A 22,603-nucleotide genomic window follows, 5' to 3' on the forward strand; every position below is an offset into this window, starting at 1 on the left:
GGAGAATTTTATGCGAGCGATGAAATGGGTTTTGCTGCTGGGACTGTCGGGCCTTATAGCCTGTGCACCGGTGGCGTCGGACGACAGCGCCGGCGGGTCCGGCGCTCGGGCGGCTGCCGGCGAGCAGGCCGCTGGCGATAGCGCAGCGCTTGCCGCCGCGCAGAAACAATTTCCCTCCTGGTTTGCCAATGTCGAACCGTTCCGGGTGATCGGCGATGCGGATCAGGGGATTTATTATGTCGGTACCGAGGGGCTGGGCATGTATTTCATCCCAACCGAGGAAGGCCATATCGTGATCGATGGCGGCATGCCGGGGCAGGGCGCCTATATTGCCGAGGCTATAAAGACGCTGGGCTATGATCCGGCCGATGTCAAAATCCTGCTCAACAGCCACGCCCATCTTGACCATAGCGGTGGTCTGGCCGAACTGAAGCAGCTGACCGGCGCGAGATTGCTGGCCAGCGAAGGCGACCGGTCGGCGCTGGAAGGCGGCTTCTATCTCGGCTCGGAGGACGATGCCTCGATGGGCGCGCCGCCGGTCAAGGTCGACCAGATCATCGCCGATGGCGAAGTCGTGAAGCTTGGCGAGGTCGCGCTCACCGCGCATCTGACGCCGGGCCACACCCGCGGCTGCACCTCGTGGACCATGGATATCGAACAGGACGGCAGGAGCTACAAGACGCTGTTCTTCTGCTCCGCCTCGGTCGCCGCCAACCGGCTGGTGGGGCCGCCTCAATATGAGGGTATCGTCGAGGATTATCGCAAGACGTTCGCGCTGACCAGGGACTGGAAACCCGACGTCTTTCTGTCCAACCATCCGCAATTTTTCGGCATGGCGGCCAAGCAGGAGAAACTCGCGGCCGGCGATCCTCTGGCCTTTGTCGATGACAGCGAATTTCCCGCCTTCATCGCGAAAATGGAACAGGCGTTCGAAGCGGCGCTGGAAAAGCAGACGCTGAAACATAATGCGATCATGAGCGAGTGAGGGAATAGATATGGCACAGGCAAAAGCGCTGATCGAAACGTTCTGGGAGCTTCAGGATGGCCATGACTATAGCAAGCTGATCCCCCTGTTCGCCGACGATGCGGTGTTCGAAGACCCCGCGATCGGCCGGGTCGAAGGCATAGAAGCGATCTCCGCGCTTCTGCACCGGCTGACCAAGGAACTGGCCGACAAGAAGATGCATTTTGAAGTGCTGGAGATTGCCGGCGACGAACAGGTCGCCTGGTCGCGCTGGCTGTGGAAGCGTCCCGATGGCGATATCGAGGGCGTCGGCCTGTACAGGGTCGCCGATGGCAAGCTCACCTCCTACCGCGATTGTTACGCGGTGCCGGAGAGCTGATCAGCCTTCGTCGACCCACTCGCTGCGCAGCGGCCGCGCGGCGAGCGCCATCAGCAGGGCAGCAATCACATAGAAGGTCAGCGAGTAGAGCATCGAATAGCGCAAGCCTTCCTCGCCGTAGATCGGCATCAGCGCGTCGGACAGGGCGCCGAGGAAGAATATCCCGCCGCCGATACCGATCAGATTGTTGATCAGCAGGAACAGGGCCGAAGCCGTCGCCCGCGCGTCGGCCGGAACCAGATGCTGGACCGCCGAGAGGACGGGGCCAAGCCAGAAATAGGCCAGCGCCTGCGGGATCAGGAAGAGGATGAAGGCGACGGTCGCCGAACCGCTCATGATTCCAGCGGCGAACAATGGCACCGCCAGCAGGAAAGCCGCTGCCGGAACCAGCCCGTAGGCAGCCTTGTCTTTCTTGCCCAGCCAGTCGCCGATCATGCCGCCGCCGAGTACACCGGCGACCCCGCCGATCAGCAATATCGCGCCGAAGAACAGCGAGGTGTCGATCAGGCTGAGGCCAAAGCTGCGCTGCAGCAGGCTCGGCAGCCAGAAGGCGATGCCATAGCCGAGCATCGAACTGGAGGCCGCACCAAAGGCGAAGAACCAGAAGGCCTTCTTCTTTGCCAGCAGAACCACGGTCCCCTTGAAACTATAAGGCGCGACCGTCTGGTCTGCCGGTGCCGGAACCTTGATCTTGTCGCGTACAAAATATTTGAAGAACGGCGCGATCAAGACGCCCGCCAGCCCGACGACAAAGAAAGCCAGACGCCAGTCGACGGTGGCGGCGATATAGCCGCCCGCGATCACCCCGGTGGCTGAGCCCAATGGAATGCCGAGCGAATAGATGGCCAGCGCCCGGGCCCGTTTCTCGCTCGGGAAATGGTCGGAGATCAGCGCGTAGGAAGGGGCCACGCCGCCCGCTTCGCCAATGCCGACGCCCAGCCGGGTCAGGAAGATCGACCAGAAACCCTGCGCCAGTCCGGTCAGTGCGGTAAAGCCGCTCCAGATCGCCAGCGAGATGGTGATCACCCAGCTGCGGCTGGTCTTGTCCGCCACCCATGCCAGCGGCACGGCCAGCGTCGAATAGAGCAGGGCAAAGGCAATGCCGCCGAGCAGCCCCATCTGGGTATCGCTCAACCCCAGATCGGCCTGGATCGGCCCGGCCAGGATCGCCAGTATCTGGCGGTCGACGAAATTGAAAATATAGACCAGCAGCAACATGCCGAGCGCGATATTGGGTGAAGTCGTCCGGCTTTTCATGCTCTGCTGCCCTGCTGTTTACTGTCCAAATTCGGCGTAGAAGCGGTCGATCGCTGCCAGCGCAGCCGGTTCGTCCAGCATCGGCGTGTGGCCGCGATTTTCTATATCCACGGCGCTGAAATGATCGGGATGCCGGCGTTTCATCTCGGCCACGGTAACGGGGGAAAGTATGTCTGACAACGCGCCCCGGATCACCAGCACGGGCAGGGCAGACAGCGTGTCCCACATGGGCCAGAGGTCCGGCGGAATCACGGTTTGCTCGCTGCCCGACAGGCCTTCGGAAATCGCCGGATCATAGGCAAATCGGATTTTGCCTTCCGAAGTCTCCTCGCAGGTGTGCCGCGCAAAGGCCATCCAGTCCTGCGCGCCATAGCCGATCATATTGTCGCTCTGGACCGCCTGACAATGGTCGGCGGCCTGCTGCCAGTCGTCGAACACTGCCGGCTGGCCGACATAGGTCTGGATGCGGGCAAGACCGGTCGCTTCTACCGCCGGTCCGATATCGTTCAATATCAGGCTGCTGAAACGGTCAGGGGTCCTGGCCGCCATCATCATCGCCATCAGCCCGCCCATCGACGTGCCGATCATGCCCATGGTGCCGAGCTTCAGCCCGTCCACCAGCGCGAACATGTCCTCGACATAGACGGCGGGCGTGTAATTTTCGGGATCGGGATCATAGTCCGACCGTCCCCGACCGCGCTGGTCGGGGACAATCAGTTTATATGTACCGGCAAGATGGCCGGCCAACACCTCGAAATCGCCGCTGTTGCGGGTCAGGCCGTGCATCATCAGCAGCGGCGGACCGTCCCCGTCATAGATGCGGGCATAGAGGTCCAGCCGGTCGTCTGCGCTCCGGTAGCTATGGTCGGCATATGTCATCGGATCTGCCTGGGTGCTGGTCAGAATTTCACCCCGGCTGTGATAAAGACCTGACGCGGGTTGCCGTAAAAGGCAGTCAGTGTGCCCTCGGGGCCGAGCGTGCCAATCGGCTGGCCATTGGTGCCGGTCACGATCTCGCCGGTCACCGGATTGGCGGCGACAAAGGTATAGCCGGAAGTCTTGTAGCGCTTGTTGGTCAGGTTCTTGCCGTGCAGTCCGATGCTCCACCGCTTGTCCGGCGCGTTATAGACAAGATTGGCATCGAGCAGGGCGAAGCCTTTCTGGTCTATATAGGGATTGGCAATTTCGAACTGGTTGGTCTTGCTGCGATAGGACAGGGTGGTGCCGAAATAGATGTCCCCGTCTCCCGCTGGCGTCGAATAGGACAATGTGCCGCTGGCGGTCCATTCCGGCGTGTTCTGGACCGAACGGAATTCCGCAACATCGGTGGGAACGCCTCCGATGTTGGTGATATATTCGTCATATTCGGCATCAATATAGCCGAGCGCACCGGAGAACATCAGCCGGTCGCCCCCCGCCATCAGATCCTCGCCGAGCCTTGCCGACACCTCGAGTTCAACACCCTTGAGCGTTGCCTTGCCGGCGTTGTTGATCACACCGCAGAACGATGGCAGGCCGGCGACCGTACATGCCACTGAGCCGGGAATCTGCACATCGGTATAATCCGTGTAGAAACCGGCGAGCGCGATATTAAGCGCGCCATCGAGCAGGCTGCCCTTGTAGCCGATTTCATAGCTGTCGACCGATTCCGGCTGGAAGCTGAGGAAAGCCGCGACCTCGGCATCGCTCGGGATACCGCTGGCGTTGGTGGTTGGCGCATTGACGCCGACACCGCGCGGATCGAAACCGCCGCCCTTGAAGCCCTGCGAGAAGCTGGCGTAGATATTGTGGTCGGGTGTCGGCTTGTAGCTCAGCGAGGCACGCGGCGTGAATTTCTTGAAATTCGCGCTGCCTTCAAAGTTCGTGCCGGGCGCGCCGAACGGAATGCCTGCGCCACCGAAGGTCGGCGAGCCGCCGCCCAGATAATTTTGCCGCAAGATGCTGGCTGTCCGCTCGTCCCAGGTATAACGGCCGCCGAGCGACAGGCTCAGCTGCTCGGTGAAATCATAGGTGAAGTCGGCGAAAACCGCATAGGTTTCGGTGTCGACATCGGCCTGGGTAAAGGCGGTCAGGCCGGCGAAGGTCGTGAACAGGCGGACATCGAACAAGGTGTCGGCCTTGGCATCGAGATAGTAGAAGCCGACCAGACCGTTGAGCTTGTCGCCTTCGTAGAGCAGCTGGAATTCCTGGCTGATCTGTTCGTTGCGGTAAAATCCGGGGACGTCGAGATCGACCGCCGGCAGCGCGTCAAAATCGATTGGCGTTGCCGTGTCATCCTTGCGCCATGCGCTGATCGACCGCAGGGTCACGGTGTCGCTGAGATTGGCCGTGATATTCATGGCGAGACCATAAGCTTCGATATCCTGTACCGGATCGTTGAGACCGCCGCGTGTGTCGAACACATCGTCCAGAACCGGTGCGCCGGATACGGCTCCCGGGATCAGGCGGTGGCCGCCGCGCGGATTGCTCTTGTCCTTGGTATAGTCGCCGGAAATCCGCACCAGAACGGGTTCGCCATAGCCACCCACTTCCAGAGTGCCGCGACCGGCCCAGATGTCCTTGTTGTAATTTTCAAGACCGTTGGTCAGATTGTCGCCGAAACCGCCGCGCGACAGGCGGGCACCGGATGCGCCGACGCGCACAAGGTCGCCAATCGGCATGCTGGCGGTGACCACCGCTTCGGCCTGGTCATAGGTACCATAAGTGACCCGTGCCTTGAACGAAGGATCCTGCGGCAGGCGCTTGGTCACATATTTGACGGCGCCGCCGATGGTGTTGCGACCATAAAGCGTGCCCTGTGGTCCGCGCAGAACTTCGATCCGCTCGACATCATAGATATCCAGCACCGCGGCTTGTGGACGGTTGAGATAGACGTCGTCGAGATAGATGCCGACGCCCTGTTCAAAACCGGAAACCGGGTCCTGCTGGCCAATGCCGCGGATGAAGGCGGAGAGAGTCGAGTTGGTACCGCGCGATGCTTCGAGCGTCGTGTTCGGCGTGGTCAGACCGATATCGGTAATGTCGACCGCCCCCTGCTGTTCAAGCTTCTCGGCGGAATAGGCGGTAATCGCGATCGGCACATCGTTCAGCCGTTCTTCACGGCGCCGGGCGGTTACGACAATAGCGCCGTCATCATTATCTTCTGTCGCCATTTCGGATGCCGGAACCTGGGCTGCGGCTGGCGCGACGAGTCCGCCCGCGAGGCCGGTGATGATCGCTGCATAACTAACGGTGTGCTGGAATTTCATGAAAGCATCCTCCTTGAATATCTGCCTGGCATTTCCAGGTCGTTGGCCGCTCTATATTGAAAGTTGAACCATTATTCAACTTAGAAATTTGCTTATCCGGTAAAATGCGGTTAGCCGTGACATTATGGCCACTGAATATAGCGAACATATTGAGTCTAAAGACAAACAGCCGCGTACCGCGCGCGGGCTGAAGACCAAGCGCAAATTGCTCGACGCGGCGGCGCTGGAATTTGGCGAAAAGGGCTTTCACGAAGCCTCGATCACCGGGATTACCCAGCGGGCAGGCACCGCGCTGGGCAGCTTCTACACCTATTTCGATTCGAAGGACGAGCTGTTCAGCGCCCTGGTCAAGGATATGAGCGCGCGGGTGAAGAGCCACGCCGCTGGTGCAATGACCGAATGGCAGGACGCGCTGGAGCGGGAGAAGCAGGCGCTAGAGGCCTTCATGACCTTCGCCCGCGAGCATAAGGAAATCTACCGGATCATCGATGAGGCCGAATTTGTCGATCCGGCCAGCTATCGCGCGCATTATGAAGAAACGGCGGCACGGATTTACGAACGGCTGCAGGAAGGCAGCAGCGCCGGAGACTTGCGTGGCGGACTGGAAGAGGCGCACGCCTGGGCGATCATGGGGATGAACGTCTTTCTCGGCCTGCGCTATGGAATCTGGTCGGAAGAAAAATCGCCCAGCGAAATTGCCGAGCTGGCCAATAGTCTGTTGGCAAAAGGTATCGCGAAAAAGCGCTAGTCCCTCCTATCGGGATATCCACACCGGCGAGGGGCTTGCCACCGCCGGTGCGTTTGATTTTCCTTTGGCCTATTTTGCCATCCAGGCTTCAAGATTCTCGTGGAAATAGCGGACCCGCCGTTCCTGCCAGGCGAGATAGTCACGCTCGTAGCCGCGCGAGCGCAGACCGCGTTGCTGGACTTCCCAGACCTCGACATCCTGATCGATGCCCGGGCCCATGGAGACGTCCTCGACCGTGCCCTGGATATGCGGTGCCGGCACGGACGTGTCGACCCACTCGGCCATGCTCTGCGAATAATAGCGGTCGGTGCCTTCGGGGAAGAGCGTCATATACCACATGTCGAAATAGCATTTCTGCGGATCGCTCTCGTGCGGCCGGGCGCGCAGCCAGATATTGCCGTCCGGCTTCAGGCTGAAGGACAGGTTCGGGAAGATCGTGTAATGCCAGTGATCGGTCAGCTGCGAGTCCTGATAGGCGGAGAAGTCAAAGCCTTTTTCCGCGCCCAGTTCGCGCTTGGCCTTCTGTAACGCCAGCCGGATCTCGCCGGTCTTGCCCTGCCGGTAATCATCCGGATTGAGGCCCCAGAATTCCAGTTCCTCGGCCAGTTGCTCCAATGTTTCCTTTTCGCCGCCGCGCAGATTCTTGGTCGGTCCGGCGCCGGGCATGATCATATGCGCATGGCCTTCCGGATAGAGATCGAATTTGCAGTGATGGTGGGAATATTCCATCACGAATTTCGTCTGCGGATGGACGAAGGGCACGTGATAGCTTTCGTTGAAATTGTCCTGGATCAGCTTCCAGTTGAAATTGCCCTCGACGGTGACCCAGTGGGTCCGCTTCATCTTGTCCATCGGATAGGTTTCGATCTGCTCGGCAATCGGTCCGAGATATTCGCGCAGGCCAACGGCATTCTCGTCCATGTTGATCCAGATGAAACCGGCCCAGACCGTGCATTGCACAGGCTTGAGATTGAGCTTGCCGCAGGGAGAGCCCTGCAGGAAGTCGGCTTCGTCGGGCACCGCTTTCAGATTGCCGGTAAATTCATAGGCCCAGCCATGATAGGGGCAGGTCAGTCTCTTGCCCCGGGCATTGCCCTGTTCGCCGGTCACCAGCGGCATGCCGCGATGCTGGCAGACATTGTAAAAGGCCCGGGTCTCGCCATCCTCGCCGAGGATGCAGACGATGGTTTCCGGCCCGAAATCGGCGGTGATCCAGTCGCCGGCCTTTTGCAGCTGGTCGGCGACACCGGCAATCTGCCAGGTCTTGGTCCAGATCGTGTCCCATTCCTTGTCGGCCCATTCCTGCGAATAATAGCGGTCAGGCGTAATCGGCGTGTTGCGGAATTCTGGATCGCGCAGTTTTTCGGTCGCGGCCTTCAGCGAGGCGGCGGAGCGGTCAGCAGTGACGACATCGGACATGGTGCTATCTCCTAAAATTTTCCTGTTCTGGGCTTATAATATCATATGCGGGCTATCGGGCGAAATGGGCGTAGGACGGATCCTCTTCGCCGCGGACGCCGAAACTGTAATCGGGCATGTTGGCGCGGTCCCAGATATCGGTCGACGGGCTGATGCTGCTCCAGTCGTAGACCGCGCCGCGATGGGCCATGCGCCATTCACCGTCCCGCCGTTCGAAACGGTCGAGATAACGGCCGGCGGCAATCATGAAATTGTCGCTGCCGTCCTCGGCCGGGATCGCGTGATGGGCGATGAAATAGCTTTCGCCATAAGCAGTGTCACCGTCCAGCTTGATCAGGACATTGCCGACCATATGCTGGGTGCGGTGCATGCCCGACAGGACCTCCATCACCCAGGGGGTGAAATCCTTGGCGCTGCCCTTGTAGCTGCCGTGGTCATCGGTCGCATCGGGATGAAACAGCTGGTCGACCAGCCCGGCGTCGCAGCGGTCGATCGCCCGCGCCATGCGATGCACCAGCTCGGTGCAGTCCTGCTTGTCGAGCATGTCGGAGATGCGCTGCTCGCGCGAGGGTGCTGATCGCGTTTCGGCTGAAGTCATGTTCCAGTCTCCTCTTTTTAAGTGGCATGGCGACCCGCGAGGACCGCCATGCCTTTGTCCGCGTGCCGTTTAGAAGCGTATCGTGCCCTGCAGGGTCACCGTCCGCGGGAAGGCGCCATAGCCGATATTATCGCCCGGTATCGCCGCCGCCGTTCCGGTTCCCGAGCCTGTGGAAGGCGCTGTGCCGCCGCCGGTAAAGTAGAATTTGTTGGTTAGATTCTTGCCAATCAGGGCCAGCTGCCAGCTATCGTCCGCCGCTCCGATGCGCAGACCCGCATCGAGAATGGCATAGGAGGACTGCTTGGTACCCGGATCGCCAAAGCTCGACGCGATATAGGAGTCGCTATAGCGCATATCGACATTGGTGCCGAATTTCAGATCGGAAGACACTTCGGTCTCGTAGGAGACACCGATGGTGCCGGTCCAGTCGGGCGCCGCCGATGTGGGCGAACCGCTGAGATCCTGCGACGGCACGCCACCGACCACCAGCGAGCAACCCGCGGCAATCGACTGGCCGCCATAGCAGGGCGCGATGAAATCTTCATAGCGCGCTTCATTATAGTTCAGATTGCCGCGCAGACGCAGGCCGGGGATCGCATAAGGCGCATATTCCAGCTCCAGCTCGACACCCTCGCTGCGTGCGCTCCCGGCATTATAGGTGATATAGGCAAAAATCGCGCTGTTGAAGAAGTCGACCTGCAGATCGGTATATTTATAATTATAATAGGTCAGATTGGCTTGCAGCTGATTGTCGGCCAGATTGGTCTTGATGCCGACTTCATAACCCTTGCCCTTTTCCGGGTTGAAGGTCAGATCGCCTTCCGGATCGGGAGACAGGGCCGAGTTGATCGCACTGTTCGAGAAACCACCCGATTTATAGGCGACGCGATAGGCGCCATAGAGCATGATATCGTCGGTCGGTTTCCACCGCAGGGTGAAATCGGGGGACCAGTCGTTGAACGTCTGGTCGCCGTAGATTGTGCCGTTCACCGCAGCGCTCTCGGGCAGGAACAATCCCTGCAGACCGGTGTTGACATAAGGCTGGGTGAAGCTGCTTTCCTTGGTCTCGTGGATATAGCGGACGCCGCCCGTGGCTTCCAGCGTCGGCGTGATCTGCCACATCACCTGGCCATAAGCCGACAGGGTCTCGCCCTCGGTCTCCGACTCCTTGGAATAGGCGATATAGCGGTTCTGCGCCGAAGCGGTCGAATCTTCGAGATTGGCGAACATCACCGCCTGATAGAAATTCCGCTTGGTGCTCTGATACAGACCGCCGATCATCAGATTTACCGGTGCGTCAAAATCGGTGAGGGCCCGCAATTCCTGGCTGAACGCATTATAGCTGGCATTTTCCGTTGCCCAGACGCCGGCGCTCAGAAAGTCGCAGTCGCAGGCGAATTTGTTGTTGTTCCAGTTGTAATTGGTGATCGAGCTGATCGTCACATTGTCGAGCGCATATTCCAGCGATCCGGTCGCTGCCCAGCTTTTATATTTATTGTAGAGCGCGCCGTCATCGCGGGCGAAGGGATAGTCCTGCGCAATATCGAGGGGAAAATCATTCTGGTGGGTGACGAAGCCGCCGTCGCAGGGATAATTGGGGGCATTGGTGGTCTGGCCGGTGACGCAATTGGTCGCCACATAGTTCCAGCCATTGCCGACCGTGCGATTATAGCTGCCGGAGACCTTGAGCTTTGCGGTCAGGCGGTCGTCGGGTTCATATTTCAATGTCACCCGCCCAATCAGCTCGCGCTCCTGCGGTGCTTCCGTTGCCGCTGGTGCAGCCGTGTGCGGGTTGGTGTCGCCGGTGGCAACATCCAGCGTCGGATAGTCGATGGTCTGCTGCCGGTTGGTATAATAGCCACCCCACATGCGCGAACCGCGGACGGCCACCCGCACGCCCAGAGTGTCGGTCAGCGGTTCCGAGATGATCGCTTCGGCAAATGCGCGCTCGGCGGCAAATTCATAGCCGACACGGCCGATATATTCCGGATCGAGTCCCGGATCGGCGGTGGTCAGCGAAATCACGCCGGCGGTCGCGTTCTTGCCGAAGAAGAGCGACTGCGGGCCCTTGAGCACTTCGACTCGCGCGAGATCGAAAAAGCCCTCGTTGATGATCCGGCCCTGGCCATAATAGACGCTGTCGACGACGATCGCGACCGACTGTTCGATCCCGATCGAGGTGGCCGACGAACCGATCCCGCGCAGGGTCAGCTGCGCGCCGGCGCCATTGGAGGCGCGAGCGATGGTGAAATTGGGAGTCGCTGCAGCGATTTTCTCCAGGCTGCTCAGATCACGCTGCTGGATTTCCTCGGCGGTAATTGCCTGGACCGAGACCGGAATCGACTGCACCGTTTCCTCGCGCCGACGGGCAGTAACGACGATCGCCTGCAATCCGCCGGACTGTTCGCGGATGTCCGCTTCGGGCGACTCGGCCGAGTCGACGGCGGCCTGACTCAATATCGACGGGGACAGGCTGTCGCCCGGCGCATCGGCCTGTGCATAAGCGGCTGTCGGCGCGGCCAGCATGGCGGCCACAATGGATGTTCCGTAAAGTAAATCTGTACGCAAAGCGGTCTTCGCCATTCCGTTATCCCTCCTAATTTTCCAGTGCGCTTTTGCGCTTTTCGGAAAGGTATCGGACTGTAAATATTTTGCGCCTAGCAAAAATGCCCTAACAAAATGAGCAGCCGACAAATCGTCCGGAGGGCGACGGAGCAGCGTGCCGGCCCCCCGTCGCGCTGCGTGTCTGAGAACGTGACCGCAGGCCGATAATATTCCCGGCAGAAAGACCGAGCGAGCGATTGTGCGACGTCGGACGAGAGCGTCCGGCAGGGATGTGGGCGGATCACCTGGCGAACGTTGCTGACGGGGCGATGATCGCCGGTGCGGCATCTTTCGTGTTCCCCTCATAATATTCGAATATAATTATATAATTCAAAAAACACTTTATTTTCTATATAATTCGGCTAATCAGGATTGATGTTCGGCAGGAGGGGCTGCTTGGGGATTTTTCACTGCCCTGTTGCCGCACCGCCGAAATGGGCCGCCGAAGGGTGTCCGGCGCCGCGCCTGTTTCGACGGGGCCGTGCGTTCGGAGCAGAAGGCGAAGTTTTGAGTAGGCGTACAAAGGTAAGGAAGCTGGTTTTATGCAATTGGTAAACTTTCGCCGGAACGGTGCAAATTCATTGGGGTTCCGGATCGGTGACGAGATCGCAGACCTCACCGAGGTGGGCGGACCGGCCAGTATCGATCAGCTGCTGGCTTCCGGTTCGGACGCCATGGCCGCTTGCGAGGCCTTGAGCAGCAAGGCCGTATCCCGCATTCCCCTATCCGGGATAGAAGAATGGCTGCCTCCGGTCCTCGCGCCCGCCAAGGCGATCGCCATCGGTCTGAACTATGTCGAGCACGCCAAGGAGGGGGCGCAAGAGGTTCCTTCTTATCCGGTTATGTTCAGCCGCTATCCGTCTTCCTGGGTTGGCCACAACGCCCCCATCATCCAGCCCCGGGTCTCGAAGATTCTCGATTATGAAGGCGAAATGGCGGTGATCATCGGCAAGCCGGGCAAATATATATCCAGGGAAGATGCGCTTGCCCATGTGGCCGGCTATTCGATTTTCAACGAAGGCTCGATACGCGACTATCAGATGCGGACCCATCAGTGGACGATCGGCAAGAACTTCGATCGCTCCGGCAGTTTCGGCCCCTATTTTGTCAGCGCCGACGAGGTGCCGGCCGGTGCCAGCGGACTGCGTTTGCAAACCAGGCTGAACGGCAAGATAATGCAGGATGCCAATACCAGCGACATGATATTCGATGTCGCCACGCTGGTGGCCACCTTGTCCGAAGTCATGGCCCTGGCGCCGGGCGATGTGATAATCTCGGGCACGCCGGAGGGTGTCGGCGCTGCTCACAAGCCACCGGTGTTCATGCAGCCGGGCGATGTCTGTGAAGTATCGATAGAGGGAATCGGGGTGCTTTCGAACCCGATCGAACTCGAAGCTTCCGACTGATGCAAATGGTGCACAGCGCGGAGCGGTCGAGGTTGTGAACTTTGAAAACTGCGGAAAAGGGAGGATCGCTTGAAATGCCGAGCAATGATGTAGCCAATGTGGAAGTCGCCATTATCGGCGGAGGTATCGGCGGGCTGACCACGGCCGTTGCGCTGAACAAGGCCGGAATCGATGCGCATATATTCGAACAGGCGGAGCAATATGGCGAGGTTGGCGGACATCTCACCATAGATACGGCGGCGATTGTGGTCCTCGGCCGCTGGGATCTCGACGCCCCGTTCCGCGCTCTGGCCTGTGAACTGGACGGGCTGGAGATCAGGACGCTCCGGTCGGGCAATGTGCTGGCTCACTTCCCGCATCCCGATCTCGGGGCTCTGGGTGTCAACGACAGCAGCCGGGCGGGTAGCCGGGTCGTCCACGCCTTTCTGCGTACCGATTTCCTGAAAATGCTTACCGACCAGATTCCGTCCCGCAATCTCCACACCGGTCATAAGCTGACCGCGCTCAGCGGGGACGGCGAGGGTGCATCGGCAAGGTTTGAAAATGGACTAGAGGTCAGGGCATCGATCATATTGGGGGCCGACGGGGTCCGCTCTCTTGCAAGGTCGATGTTTGACAATTCGCAGGCGGCACCGGCGAACTGGTCGGTCTTGCGGACCCTCTGTTCGGCTGATCTGTTGCCCGATGACATGCCCAATGACCGGATGCGGTTCTGGGACGGGTGGGAGTTCGGGGACAAGGAGAAGCAGATCGGCACGCACGCCCTGACCGTCCCGGTCCGTGAAGCCAAATTTGTCAGCATCGACCTGCAGTTCGTCGGCGGTGACCAGCTTCAGGACTGTGATCCCTGGGATATCCCCGTTGACCGGGTCATGGCTCGCTATCCCGAGACAATGGATCCGCTCGTCAGGACGATGATCGAAAAACGCGTGGAGCCGATCACCGTCCATGCGATATTTGACCGGCCGGTGGCGGAAAAATGGGTCGACCGGAGAATTGCGATCCTCGGTGATGCTGCGCATTCGATGCGTCCCAGTCTCGGGCAGGGCGCCTGCCAGTCCATTCACGATGCCGGCGAGCTGGCAAAATCCTTTGCCGAACATGGCCTCACAAGCGAGGCTCTGGAGGCCTATGCCGATGTCCGGAAACCTTATGTGAAAATGATCGTGGAAGCCGCCAAAAACCAATCGGTCTCTCCGAAGGCTCCGGTGAAATAATGCCACATCCGGCCGTCCGAACCAGCTTGCGAAACATTGCAAGGCGGCGACTTCCATCGGCAAGCCAAGGCAATTTCAAGCAGAACAGAATATGGTGACAGGAGACAGGAATGAGTGAAGCAAAACGCGATCTGCGCAGCATCTGGGCCTATATGGACAATCTGGCCTTTACCCAGGGCTATATCGATGCGGGCGGTATCCGTACCCGCTATGTCAATGCCGGGCCGAAGGATGCCCCCGTGGTGGTCATGATCCATGGCATGGGCGGAAGCTGGGAAAATTTCACGGCCAATTTTGCCGAATTCTCGAAGCATTTCAACACCTATGCCTATGATCTGAAAGGCCATGGCTATAGCGCGAAGCCGGACGAGATCCATGATGTCGAGAGCTATGTCGCTCAGTTGGGAGCCTTTCTGAAAGCCCATGACCTCACCAAGGTGAATATATTCGGTCTTTCGATTGGCGGGTGGATCGGAACCAAGTTTACGACCCGCTATCCCGAGATGGTGGAGAAGCTGATCGTGATGTCGGCCTGGGGCCGTCCTCGCGAAGCGCCCACCCCGGAAACCATCGCCATGATGAAGGCGGGACGCGGCGAACGGATGAAGGCCGTTGAAAATCCGACCTACGAAGCGATCGACCAGGTGTTTGCCGGTCTGATCGAGGATCCGGCAGATCGCATGCAGGATCTGCTGGCATTGCGCCTCCGGCTTTATCAGCAGCCCGGTATGGTGCAGACGATGGAGAATGTTTTCGGCGGACTGGAAAACGGCTATTGGGAAAAGAACGAACTGACGGATGACGAGCTGAAAAGCATCAGCCGGCCCACCATGGTCATGGCCTGTGTCGACCATGAGGATATGTTCCTGAAAATGGCCTATGAATATAAGGCTCTCATCCCCGGCGTGGAATGGTTCGAGATCTTGGGAGCCTCGCATTGGCCGCAATGGGAAACCGCCGACAAGGTCAATGCCGCGGCAATCGGTTTCTTCCAGTCATAGCATCGAGAGGACGCCGGCACGGCTGATCGTCTGGTGACTGGCCAGTCTGCCCCCTCGACCCGTCCGGCGCGGCCAGGGATGCGGAACCCGTGGGGAAAAACCGTCCCTGGTCTGCACGACGGATAAAAATGGAGGGTATCCGCGATGACAGATCCCGGATTTGATATCATTGTCTATGGTGCCACGGGTTTTACCGGAGAACTTGTGTGCCGTTATCTGGCAAGCCGGACTTCTGCGGACCGGCCGGTCAATTGGGCCATGGCGGGCAGGGATCGCGCAAAGCTGGACCGGTTGCGCCAGTCGCTTGGCCTGTCGGATCTGCCTCTGGTTGTTGCCGACGCCGCCGATGCCGGATCGATCAAGAAAATGGTTTCGGCAACCAAAATTGTCCTGACCACTGTGGGCCCCTATCAAAAATACGGCACGCCTCTGGTCCAGGCCTGCGCCGAAGCGGGTACGGACTATATCGATCTGTGCGGCGAACCGCTCTGGATGCGCCGGATGATCGAGGAATATGAGGACGCGGCCCGCAGGAGCGGAGCGCGGATATTGTTTTCCTGCGGATTTGATTCCATCCCTTCAGAGCTCGGGGTCTGGTTCTGCCAGCAACAAGCGATCAAGACGTTCGGAAAAACGATGCCAAGGGTGCGCAGTCGCGTCCGGGAATTTGTCGGCGGGCCCTCCGGTGGATCGGTTGCCAGTGGCGCATCGCAGATGCAGCTTGTCGCGAGCGATCCTGCGCTGTCCGCGATATTGGCAGATCCATTCGCCCTTACGCCCGGCTTTTCGGGGCCGGACCATCCATCGGACCAGACATATGAAACCGAGTCCGACATAGGCGCGGTTGGCCCCTTCATGCTCGGTCCGACCGATAGCAAGAATGTCCACCGTTCCAATCTTCTTATGGGGCACCCTTATGGAAAGGACTTCATGTTCGATGAAAAGATGGTGGGCGCGGTGCCGCCATCCGCGCCTCCGCCGTCCCCTGACCAGCTTCCGCAACCGGGTGAGGGGCCGAGACTCGACCTTGCTGCGGGGCGCTTCGATATATTGTTCATCGGCGAGGATGCCGACCGGCGCGAGGTTCGGGTCGCCGTAACCGGATCCAGGGATCCGGGCTATCTCACCACCTCCATCATGATGTCCGAGACGGCACTGTGTCTCCTCGCCGATCGGGCTTTGACCGGCGGCATCTGGACACCGGGAGCTGCCTTCAGGGGCGATCTCGTGCAGCGTCTCGAAAAATATGCGTCCATGCGATTTCGTGTCGAGTGATTCCGGATCCTCCGGCCTTTAATCTCCCGCTGGCAATCATAACCGAGATGGCGGGCATATAAGGGGGCGACAACCACCGGATGCTCGAATCGACTGGTGCTCTGTTCGACGGCTTTGGCCAGACACAATATGCCCGCAGCAGCGCAGACGGCAGAGTTTCAAATAAACACATATATTCGATTAAAATATTGTTTTTGAGGTCATATGGTCTATTCATTGGCAAAAGCCTGTGTTCCCGCGAGCGGCTTTGCCGGACAGGCAGGCTAAGGGATATGCCGGCAAATAGGATGGATATCAGGAGGACATGAGATGGATTTGACCGCGAGAGAACGAGACCGCCGCTGGGCCGCGATCCGCAAGGCCCTGGCCCGGCAGGATGTAGATGTATTCCTCGCGTTCAGTGATTTTGGCGATCAGTCCACCCTGCAGCGATATGTCACCAATTACAGGTCCGGATATGATTATTCGGCTGTCCTGTTGTACCGCGACGAAGGCTGTGAGCAGATCGTATCGCATCCCGGCAATATGATGATGTCCAACCAACTGTCCTGGGCGACCGAATCATTCTGGATGGCGGTCCCGCATTCCCGGGCCAGGCAGAATAGCGGCAATGATCCGACCGTTGGTGGCCAGATCGCAAACCGGCTCGCGGACCACGGGGTGAAGCGCATCGGCGTTGCCGGAATGGAATATTTCCCGACCGGCTGGAAGGAAACGATTACAGCGGAAATTCCCGGGGTGGAATTTGTCGATATCTGGGATGATGTCCATCACCTGCGGCTGGTAAAGAGTGAGGACGAGCAGGCCCTGGTCCGGGAAGCATGCCGGATATCGGACGTGATCTGGGATCAGATGGGTGACATCGTCCAGGTGGGGCGCAAACGCTACGAGGTGCTCGCCGATATCGAGCATATCATCCGGTCGCACGGTTGTGAGGACAGTTTCAACCTGTGCATGTCCTTGCCGGTCGGCAAGGAGCGGATGGACCGGAACCCCTATTCCGCATTGCCGATCGAGGACGATAGCGTGTATCTTGTCGAAGTGTCTCCCCGCTTTCTCGGCTATTACGGGCAACAGACCGGTCTCGTCTCGACCGGTACGATCCCGGAGGATATGCGCAAGGCCGTGGAGGCGGCAAACCGCGCCCGTGACAAGGGGCTGGAAATTGCCCAGCCTGGCGTCGATCTGGTCGAAATGGGGCAGGCTATCGAAGGCCAGCTGCGCGCGGATGGCTACGCGTCCGCCACGCCCTCCTTCGGCCACGCCTGCGGAATGGAGCTGGAAGATTTGCACATCGACGGCAATTCCCTGATCCTTGAGGAGGGAATGACGTTCATTTTCCATCCGCTGCTTGCGGAACACCCGGCCATCATGCGCGCCGATACATATCTTATCACCGGATCCGGCTGTGAGCGCCTGACAAGCGGAAGCCTGGAGCCGCTGCAGTTGTAGGATCCGGTGGATCCGCGCCGGAAAAGATGCAGGATTGTTCCGGTGCAAGTGACCAAAGCCGGCGGGAAGGCACTAAGCAGCCCGGATTTTGCGGGCGCAACCGCTTCGGCCGGCCGCTGGCCAGCAATCGAATGGCGGTACGGCAATATTGGCCGACGGCTCTCGTCAGGACCAATGGGTTTCGCTTTTCCAGCACGCCGCGTAGCGGGATTTGGCGGAAGCGGGATTGAGGCGCGGTGCACCGGCTTTGACCCTCGCAACCTGCGGTAATTTTGAATTTTTATACAGGATTCAGAAAGGACAGGGACCCGACAATCAAGAGCGTCGAAGAAATTGTCGAACTGCCGTTGCTGTACAGTCACTGGTATGTCGCCGGTATGGCCGATGAATTCGGTCGCCAGCCCCAAGCCAGAACCCTGCTGGAAAAATCGATCCTGTTCTATCGTACCGAATCGGGCGAACTTGTAGCGCTGCAGAACCGGTGCCTGCACCGGGCCTATCCGCTGTCGGAAGGCAAGTTGGAAGGGGACAATCTGGTCTGCGGCTATCATGGCGCGCTATGGTCCGGATGGCAGGATCGTACGCGTTCCCTGCCAGTCGGCCCTGCCATTACTGGTGGGCGGTTTCGATGGATCACGGCACGCAGGATGACGAATTCTGGCAAGCCTTGCCGGCGGCTTTGGAGGTCGGCTTTGTCGAAGATGTCGCCACCTGCAGAAATATGCAGATCATGCTGGACGGCGAGACGGAGGCATTCAACGACCTGCAATTTGCCAGCGATATATTCGGCACCCGCTGTTGCTGCATGATCGAACATAGGGTCCAAGAGGAATATGGCGCCTAAGCCGGCTTCGCCGGGCCGCCACGCATCCAGAACGGCCTTCCTTTACCGCCTGCATCGGATATTCCCCCGCCTGATCGGGCAAAACAGATCTAAGTGGACCGTCGATCCGCGTGGCGCATTTCAAAATAGCCCGTCGCGTCGGACGGGGGCGAGCGCGACAGCTTTAACCCCGATGCCCGTCTTGCGTAAGCCGAAATTCCGGCCAGTTCCAACGAACAAAACGGGGGAAAGAAATGGTGCACCGGGCATGATAACAATGGACACTCAAATCATTGGGAAATTTAGGTGGAATTGCCCAAATGACGCATATTTTGTCAGCAATCTTAGCCTAACATCAGTTGTAAATATGGATGCTTGCAATTGCGCCGGGAGTAGATCGTCTGCTTGGGACCCAATCTTGGTAAAGATTGCCCTTGCTAGGTTCGAACGTCAACCAACGCAGTTGGATGGTTCCAAAGCGCCGAGTCGTCGGAAAACTCTTGTCGAATACGGCCCCTCTCATCATCGGTCAGAATATAAGAGCACGAGATATCATATTCTGACCGACCACCTATGTGCCGCTAGGCGCAACAAGGGCTGGACCTGAGAAACGCTTGCCGATTGACCGGTACTGGCGCGCAAGTGATCATGCTATTTGAAAAGGCGTATGGGCTCGGCAGATATCTTCGCCGAGCCCATACTCCCAAATTCACTCCCTTCTGTGACAGGGAACGGGGCTCAGCCAAAGCCGTCTTTATTGACGACGATGGCTGAGTGCTGGCCGATGCAATGGCTGCTGGGATATTATGCCACCAATCGCTGCGATTGGATGAGTCGCGCTAATATCGCGCCCTTTTCGCGGCACAGGATTGGCGCGGTAATGGCTTCTGATCGCTGCCGCAACTACAGTCTGCGGGCTACTGGTCTGGGAATCGCCTATCTCAATATTCGCGTCCTGCGTGTAATCTCGATCAGTCTGTCGATTGTGAAGAGCAGGTCAAGATTGAAATTGACACCGGTTACCAAGGGTCATAGAAAGGCGTTCAAGACAAGTTATGACTGACCGCCAATAGACAAGGAATTAGCCGCAATGTTTCAGAAAACCTACCATGCAACCCATCCGGACATGATGGAATCTGTGGATAATGACGCGCTTGTCGACCGTCATCTGGTCAGCGGGATGTTCGAGGATGGCAAGATCAACCTCAACTATTCGCATAACGAGCGCTTCGTGATTGGCGGGGCCGTTCCGGGAGCCGTGCCGTTGCAGATGCCCGTGCAGTCCGAGCCGGAATCCGCGAAAGGCCATCCGTTTCTCGAGCGCCGCGAAATGGCCGCAGTGAATATCGGCACGGCTGGCAAGATTACCGTCGATGGCGAAAGTTTCGAGATGGGCAACAAAGAATGTCTTTATATCCCGATGGGGTCAAAGGACATCACGTTCGAAGGGCAGGGCGCGCGTTTCTATCTGGCTTCGCTGCCTGCGCACAAAACGTGCCCGATCAAGCATATCACGCTGGATCAAGCCAACCCTCTCGAGCGAGGCGATCTCGCCAATTCCAACCAGCGCACGATTTACCAACTTGTCATTCCGGGTGTGTGCGATAGCGCCCAGCTGCTGCTGGGTCTGACCGTGCTGGAAGAAGGCAGCGTATGGAACACCATGCCGCCGCATCTGCACGACCGGCGCAGCGAGATTTATCTCTATTTCGATATGCCGGAAGAAAGCGACCGCGTGTTCCATTATATGGGTGAGCCAGAGAGCATGCGGCATATCGTTATTGCCAACGAAGAGGCTGTGATCAGCCCGCCCTGGTCGATCCATATGGGGTCGGGGACCAAGAAATATGCCTTCATCTGGGCGATGGGCGGCGAAAATCTCGACTATACCGACATGAACGTTCTGGATATCTGCCAGTTGAAATGACCGCTATGTTTGATCTCAGTGGAAAGACCGCCATCGTGACCGGTGCCAATACCGGCATCGGTCAGGGCATCGCTCTGGCGCTGGCGGAAGCCGGTGCCAATATCGCCGCGGTTGGCCGCTCGCCGGCGACCGAGACGGTCGAGAAAGCACGGGCGTTTGGCCGTCAGGCGGAGATTATTTCTGCCGATCTTTCGACCATCGAGCCGGTCGACCGGATCATCGACGAAACCAAGGAAAAGCTCGGAACCGTCGATATTCTCGTCAACAACGCCGGTATCATCCGTCGCAACGATGCGGTCGATTTTACCGAGGAAGACTGGGATGCGGTGATCGACACCAATCTCAAAAGCCTGTTTTTCCTGTGCCAGGCCGCCGGGCGCGAGATGATTGCGGCGTACGAGGCCGACGGCCGGATCGGCAAGATCATCAACATCGCCTCGATGCTGACCTTTCAGGGCGGCATACGCGTGCCCAGCTACACCGCGTCCAAATCGGGCGTGGGCGGGGTGACCAAGCTGCTGGCCAATGAATGGGCATCCAAAGGGGTCTGCGTCAACGCAATCGCGCCGGGCTATATCGCGACCAACAATACCGCTGCCCTGCAATCCGACGAGAATCGCAACCGGCAGATCATGGAGCGGATTCCCGCAGGACGCTGGGGCGATCCGTCCGATCTGGGCGGAGCAGCCGTCTTCCTGGCGTCAGGCGCGTCCGATTATGTGCAGGGGCATATATTGGCGGTCGATGGTGGCTGGCTCGCACGATAGATTTTGCCCGACCCGCCGGGCCGTGCTTGGCGTGATCGGGGCCTTTGCGCTGACCGCTGGTGCCGCCAATGCTGCAACAATATCCTCTCCCACGATCGATGCGCCGGCCGGACGCTATCTGGGGAGTTTTCAATATAATTCTGCCGACAAGCTAACAATCAAGGCAAGGCGTTTTGCCGGTATCCGCTATGCGCGTGCGATGCGTTTTCGGGCGCCGCAGCCGGTCGCCGGCGCGGAACAGGCGGCGGGCGGCGGATTTGGTCCGGCCTGCCCGCAGCGGGGCGGAAGATATGAGCCGCAATCGGAGGACTGCCTTTTCCTCAATATCTGGACGCCGGCCGGCGACGCCAAACATGCACGACCCGTGATGGTCTATTTCCACGGCGGCGCTTATTCGACCGGTAGCGTGACTGATCCGGTCAACGATGGCACCAATCTGGCGGCGAGCGGCGATGTGGTTGTCGTCACCGTCAACCACCGGCTTAATGCGCTGGGCTATCTCTATATGCCCGAGCGTTTCCCGGACAGTGGCAACAACGGGCAGCTGGACCTGATCGCGGCCTTGCAATGGGTTCAGCGCAACATCGGAGCATTCGGGGGTGATCCTGCTAATGTCACCCTGTTTGGCCAGTCGGGCGGCGGTGCGAAGATTGCGACGCTAATGGCTATGCCGGCGGCCAAGGGGTTGTTCCACAAAGCGATCACAATGTCGGGCCAGCAAGTGACCGCATCGGGCCCGCTCAACGCCTCGAAGCGCACGCAGGCCTATCTGGAGGCGTTCGGAGAAAATATTGATCCGGTGACCGCGCCAGTCGGGCAATTGACAGAAGCGCTGTCCGCCATCGATCCCGTGCTCGGCGGCAATGTATACATGGGGCCAGTGCTGGATATGCAGCATTTGATGCGGCACCCCTTTTGGCCGGATGCCGCGCCGCAGTCCCGTGATATTCCGATGTTGCTCGGCAATACGGTCATGGAGACGCGTGCTTTTTACGATCCCGACAAGCCACCGATCGCAGGCCTGACCATGGACAATCTGGCCGAGCGGATTGCGCCGCAAATGCGGGTCGATATCCGGCCCGACTGGGTGGTGACGCAGTTTCGCGCCCGCTATCCCGAAGCCAGACCTCTCGAACTGTTTCACCGCATCGTCACTGCCGCGCGCAGCTGGCGCGGGCAGGTGGAGGAAGCCGAAGCGCGGGCAAGGGCAGGGCCGCCCGCTGCGGACAGGACGTTCGTCTACCAGCTTGATTTCGAGCAGGCCAAACATACAGACGATATCGCGCTGTCTTTCGGGACAGTCGCCACACCCACTGCTGCGCAACGGGCGATGAGTGATCACTTGATGGACGCCTTTTTCACCTTCGCCCGTACCGGCAATCCCGGTTGGGCGCCCTATGACATGACGATGCGCAAAACGATGATTTTCGATGAGGATAGCCGCGTCGAGCGCGATCCGCGAAAATGGGAGCGGGAGCTGTTTGCGACCGTGCCCTATATCCAGCCAGGAAGCTGAAA

18 protein-coding genes and 1 pseudogene are annotated in these 22,603 nt (G+C 59.0%); 13 read left to right on the top strand and 6 right to left on the bottom strand.

The window, feature by feature from the left end; all coding sequences use genetic code 11:
- The first annotated feature begins 10 nt into the window (after nt 1-10).
- On the top strand, nt 11-985 hold the full coding sequence (bla, locus tag CHN51_RS08180; RefSeq protein WP_100093575.1) for a subclass B3 metallo-beta-lactamase: 975 nt from the start codon (nt 11-13) through the stop codon (nt 983-985).
- A 10-nt stretch (nt 986-995) separates the two neighbouring features.
- Entirely contained in the window at nt 996-1,343 is a 348-nt protein-coding gene (locus CHN51_RS08185) for a nuclear transport factor 2 family protein (RefSeq protein ID WP_100093576.1), read from the top strand.
- Here CHN51_RS08185 and CHN51_RS08190 read toward each other — a convergent pair whose 3' ends face one another.
- From CHN51_RS08190 to CHN51_RS08200, 3 genes are read right to left on the bottom strand one after another with little or no spacing between them, the layout of a single operon-like run.
- Nucleotides 1,344-2,600 carry an MFS transporter gene (locus CHN51_RS08190; RefSeq protein WP_100093577.1) on the bottom strand — a complete coding sequence of 419 codons (1,257 nt, stop codon included), beginning with the start codon at nt 2,598-2,600 and terminating at the stop codon, nt 1,344-1,346.
- 18 nt (nt 2,601-2,618) lie between these two features.
- Entirely contained in the window at nt 2,619-3,479 is an 861-nt protein-coding gene (locus CHN51_RS08195; RefSeq protein ID WP_100093578.1) for an alpha/beta hydrolase, read from the bottom strand.
- 20 nt (nt 3,480-3,499) lie between these two features.
- On the bottom strand, nt 3,500-5,848 hold the full coding sequence (locus CHN51_RS08200; RefSeq protein ID WP_100093579.1) for a TonB-dependent receptor: 2,349 nt from the start codon (nt 5,846-5,848) through the stop codon (nt 3,500-3,502).
- 124 nt (nt 5,849-5,972) lie between these two features.
- On the opposite strand from CHN51_RS08200, the gene CHN51_RS08205 reads away from it, so the two are divergent.
- Nucleotides 5,973-6,596 carry a TetR/AcrR family transcriptional regulator gene (locus tag CHN51_RS08205; protein ID WP_100093580.1) on the top strand — a complete coding sequence of 208 codons (624 nt, stop codon included), beginning with the start codon at nt 5,973-5,975 and terminating at the stop codon, nt 6,594-6,596.
- A gap of 69 nt (nt 6,597-6,665) precedes the next feature.
- Here the strand turns inward: CHN51_RS08205 and CHN51_RS08210 are convergent, their stop codons facing one another.
- The 3 genes from CHN51_RS08210 to CHN51_RS08220 form a co-directional block, all read right to left on the bottom strand.
- Complete coding sequence (locus tag CHN51_RS08210) at nt 6,666-8,015, bottom strand: aromatic ring-hydroxylating dioxygenase subunit alpha (RefSeq protein ID WP_100093581.1); 1,350 nt, start codon at nt 8,013-8,015, stop codon at nt 6,666-6,668.
- Between the two features lie 52 nt (nt 8,016-8,067).
- Nucleotides 8,068-8,613, bottom strand: a complete 546-nt coding sequence (locus tag CHN51_RS08215) for a nuclear transport factor 2 family protein (protein ID WP_100093582.1) — start codon at nt 8,611-8,613, stop codon at nt 8,068-8,070.
- 69 nt (nt 8,614-8,682) lie between these two features.
- Nucleotides 8,683-11,196, bottom strand: coding sequence for a TonB-dependent receptor (locus CHN51_RS08220; RefSeq protein WP_240616915.1), 2,514 nt, complete (start codon nt 11,194-11,196; stop codon nt 8,683-8,685).
- Nucleotides 11,197-11,759: 563 nt separating this feature from the next.
- On the opposite strand from CHN51_RS08220, the gene CHN51_RS08225 reads away from it, so the two are divergent.
- From CHN51_RS08225 to CHN51_RS08275, 10 genes and pseudogenes are all read left to right on the top strand, one after another.
- Nucleotides 11,760-12,623 carry a fumarylacetoacetate hydrolase family protein gene (locus tag CHN51_RS08225; RefSeq protein ID WP_100093583.1) on the top strand — a complete coding sequence of 288 codons (864 nt, stop codon included), beginning with the start codon at nt 11,760-11,762 and terminating at the stop codon, nt 12,621-12,623.
- Between the two features lie 74 nt (nt 12,624-12,697).
- Nucleotides 12,698-13,840 carry an NAD(P)/FAD-dependent oxidoreductase gene (locus tag CHN51_RS08230; protein ID WP_100093584.1) on the top strand — a complete coding sequence of 381 codons (1,143 nt, stop codon included), beginning with the start codon at nt 12,698-12,700 and terminating at the stop codon, nt 13,838-13,840.
- A 110-nt stretch (nt 13,841-13,950) separates the two neighbouring features.
- On the top strand, nt 13,951-14,841 hold the full coding sequence (locus CHN51_RS08235) for an alpha/beta hydrolase (RefSeq protein WP_100093585.1): 891 nt from the start codon (nt 13,951-13,953) through the stop codon (nt 14,839-14,841).
- Between the two features lie 144 nt (nt 14,842-14,985).
- Nucleotides 14,986-16,116, top strand: coding sequence for a saccharopine dehydrogenase NADP-binding domain-containing protein (locus CHN51_RS08240; RefSeq protein ID WP_100093586.1), 1,131 nt, complete (start codon nt 14,986-14,988; stop codon nt 16,114-16,116).
- Between the two features lie 309 nt (nt 16,117-16,425).
- Complete coding sequence (locus tag CHN51_RS08245) at nt 16,426-17,568, top strand: M24 family metallopeptidase (protein WP_100093587.1); 1,143 nt, start codon at nt 16,426-16,428, stop codon at nt 17,566-17,568.
- A 377-nt stretch (nt 17,569-17,945) separates the two neighbouring features.
- A pseudogene (locus CHN51_RS20175) lies at nt 17,946-18,074 on the top strand (Rieske 2Fe-2S domain-containing protein); the annotation flags it as partial.
- Between the two features lie 62 nt (nt 18,075-18,136).
- A complete protein-coding gene (locus CHN51_RS20180) occupies nt 18,137-18,412 on the top strand; it encodes a hypothetical protein (RefSeq protein ID WP_240616973.1) in 276 nt (91 codons plus the stop codon).
- Between the two features lie 1,069 nt (nt 18,413-19,481).
- The gene (gene kduI, locus CHN51_RS08265; protein ID WP_100093590.1) at nt 19,482-20,318 is read left to right on the top strand and encodes a 5-dehydro-4-deoxy-D-glucuronate isomerase; all 837 of its coding nucleotides are present in this window, start codon (nt 19,482-19,484) and stop codon (nt 20,316-20,318) included.
- Nucleotides 20,315-21,085 carry a 2-dehydro-3-deoxy-D-gluconate 5-dehydrogenase KduD gene (gene kduD, locus CHN51_RS08270; RefSeq protein WP_100093591.1) on the top strand — a complete coding sequence of 257 codons (771 nt, stop codon included), beginning with the start codon at nt 20,315-20,317 and terminating at the stop codon, nt 21,083-21,085. The genes kduI and kduD overlap by 4 nt, the downstream gene beginning before the upstream one ends.
- Entirely contained in the window at nt 21,036-22,601 is a 1,566-nt protein-coding gene (locus CHN51_RS08275; RefSeq protein WP_240616916.1) for a carboxylesterase family protein, read from the top strand. Before kduD ends, CHN51_RS08275 begins: the two co-directional genes overlap by 50 nt.
- Nucleotides 22,602-22,603: the final 2 nt, after the last annotated feature.

Origin of the sequence: Sphingorhabdus sp. YGSMI21 (genome assembly GCF_002776575.1) — a bacterium.
GTDB lineage: Bacteria > Pseudomonadota > Alphaproteobacteria > Sphingomonadales > Sphingomonadaceae > Parasphingorhabdus.

Excerpts from the sequence above, each read along its gene's own strand:
- bla (WP_100093575.1), top strand. The coding sequence starts at position 11 with ATGCGAGCGATGAAATGGGTTTTGCTGCTGGGACTGTCGGGCCTTATA.
- CHN51_RS08185 (WP_100093576.1), top strand. The coding sequence starts at position 996 with ATGGCACAGGCAAAAGCGCTGATCGAAACGTTCTGGGAGCTTCAGGAT.
- CHN51_RS08190 (WP_100093577.1), bottom strand. The coding sequence starts at position 2,600 with ATGAAAAGCCGGACGACTTCACCCAATATCGCGCTCGGCATGTTGCTG.
- CHN51_RS08195 (WP_100093578.1), bottom strand. The coding sequence starts at position 3,479 with ATGACATATGCCGACCATAGCTACCGGAGCGCAGACGACCGGCTGGAC.
- CHN51_RS08200 (WP_100093579.1), bottom strand. The coding sequence starts at position 5,848 with ATGAAATTCCAGCACACCGTTAGTTATGCAGCGATCATCACCGGCCTC.
- CHN51_RS08205 (WP_100093580.1), top strand. The coding sequence starts at position 5,973 with ATGGCCACTGAATATAGCGAACATATTGAGTCTAAAGACAAACAGCCG.
- CHN51_RS08210 (WP_100093581.1), bottom strand. The coding sequence starts at position 8,015 with ATGTCCGATGTCGTCACTGCTGACCGCTCCGCCGCCTCGCTGAAGGCC.
- CHN51_RS08215 (WP_100093582.1), bottom strand. The coding sequence starts at position 8,613 with ATGACTTCAGCCGAAACGCGATCAGCACCCTCGCGCGAGCAGCGCATC.
- CHN51_RS08220 (WP_240616915.1), bottom strand. The coding sequence starts at position 11,196 with ATGGCGAAGACCGCTTTGCGTACAGATTTACTTTACGGAACATCCATT.
- CHN51_RS08225 (WP_100093583.1), top strand. The coding sequence starts at position 11,760 with ATGCAATTGGTAAACTTTCGCCGGAACGGTGCAAATTCATTGGGGTTC.
- CHN51_RS08230 (WP_100093584.1), top strand. The coding sequence starts at position 12,698 with ATGCCGAGCAATGATGTAGCCAATGTGGAAGTCGCCATTATCGGCGGA.
- CHN51_RS08235 (WP_100093585.1), top strand. The coding sequence starts at position 13,951 with ATGAGTGAAGCAAAACGCGATCTGCGCAGCATCTGGGCCTATATGGAC.
- CHN51_RS08240 (WP_100093586.1), top strand. The coding sequence starts at position 14,986 with ATGACAGATCCCGGATTTGATATCATTGTCTATGGTGCCACGGGTTTT.
- CHN51_RS08245 (WP_100093587.1), top strand. The coding sequence starts at position 16,426 with ATGGATTTGACCGCGAGAGAACGAGACCGCCGCTGGGCCGCGATCCGC.
- CHN51_RS20180 (WP_240616973.1), top strand. The coding sequence starts at position 18,137 with ATGGCAGGATCGTACGCGTTCCCTGCCAGTCGGCCCTGCCATTACTGG.
- kduI (WP_100093590.1), top strand. The coding sequence starts at position 19,482 with ATGTTTCAGAAAACCTACCATGCAACCCATCCGGACATGATGGAATCT.
- kduD (WP_100093591.1), top strand. The coding sequence starts at position 20,315 with ATGACCGCTATGTTTGATCTCAGTGGAAAGACCGCCATCGTGACCGGT.
- CHN51_RS08275 (WP_240616916.1), top strand. The coding sequence starts at position 21,036 with ATGTGCAGGGGCATATATTGGCGGTCGATGGTGGCTGGCTCGCACGAT.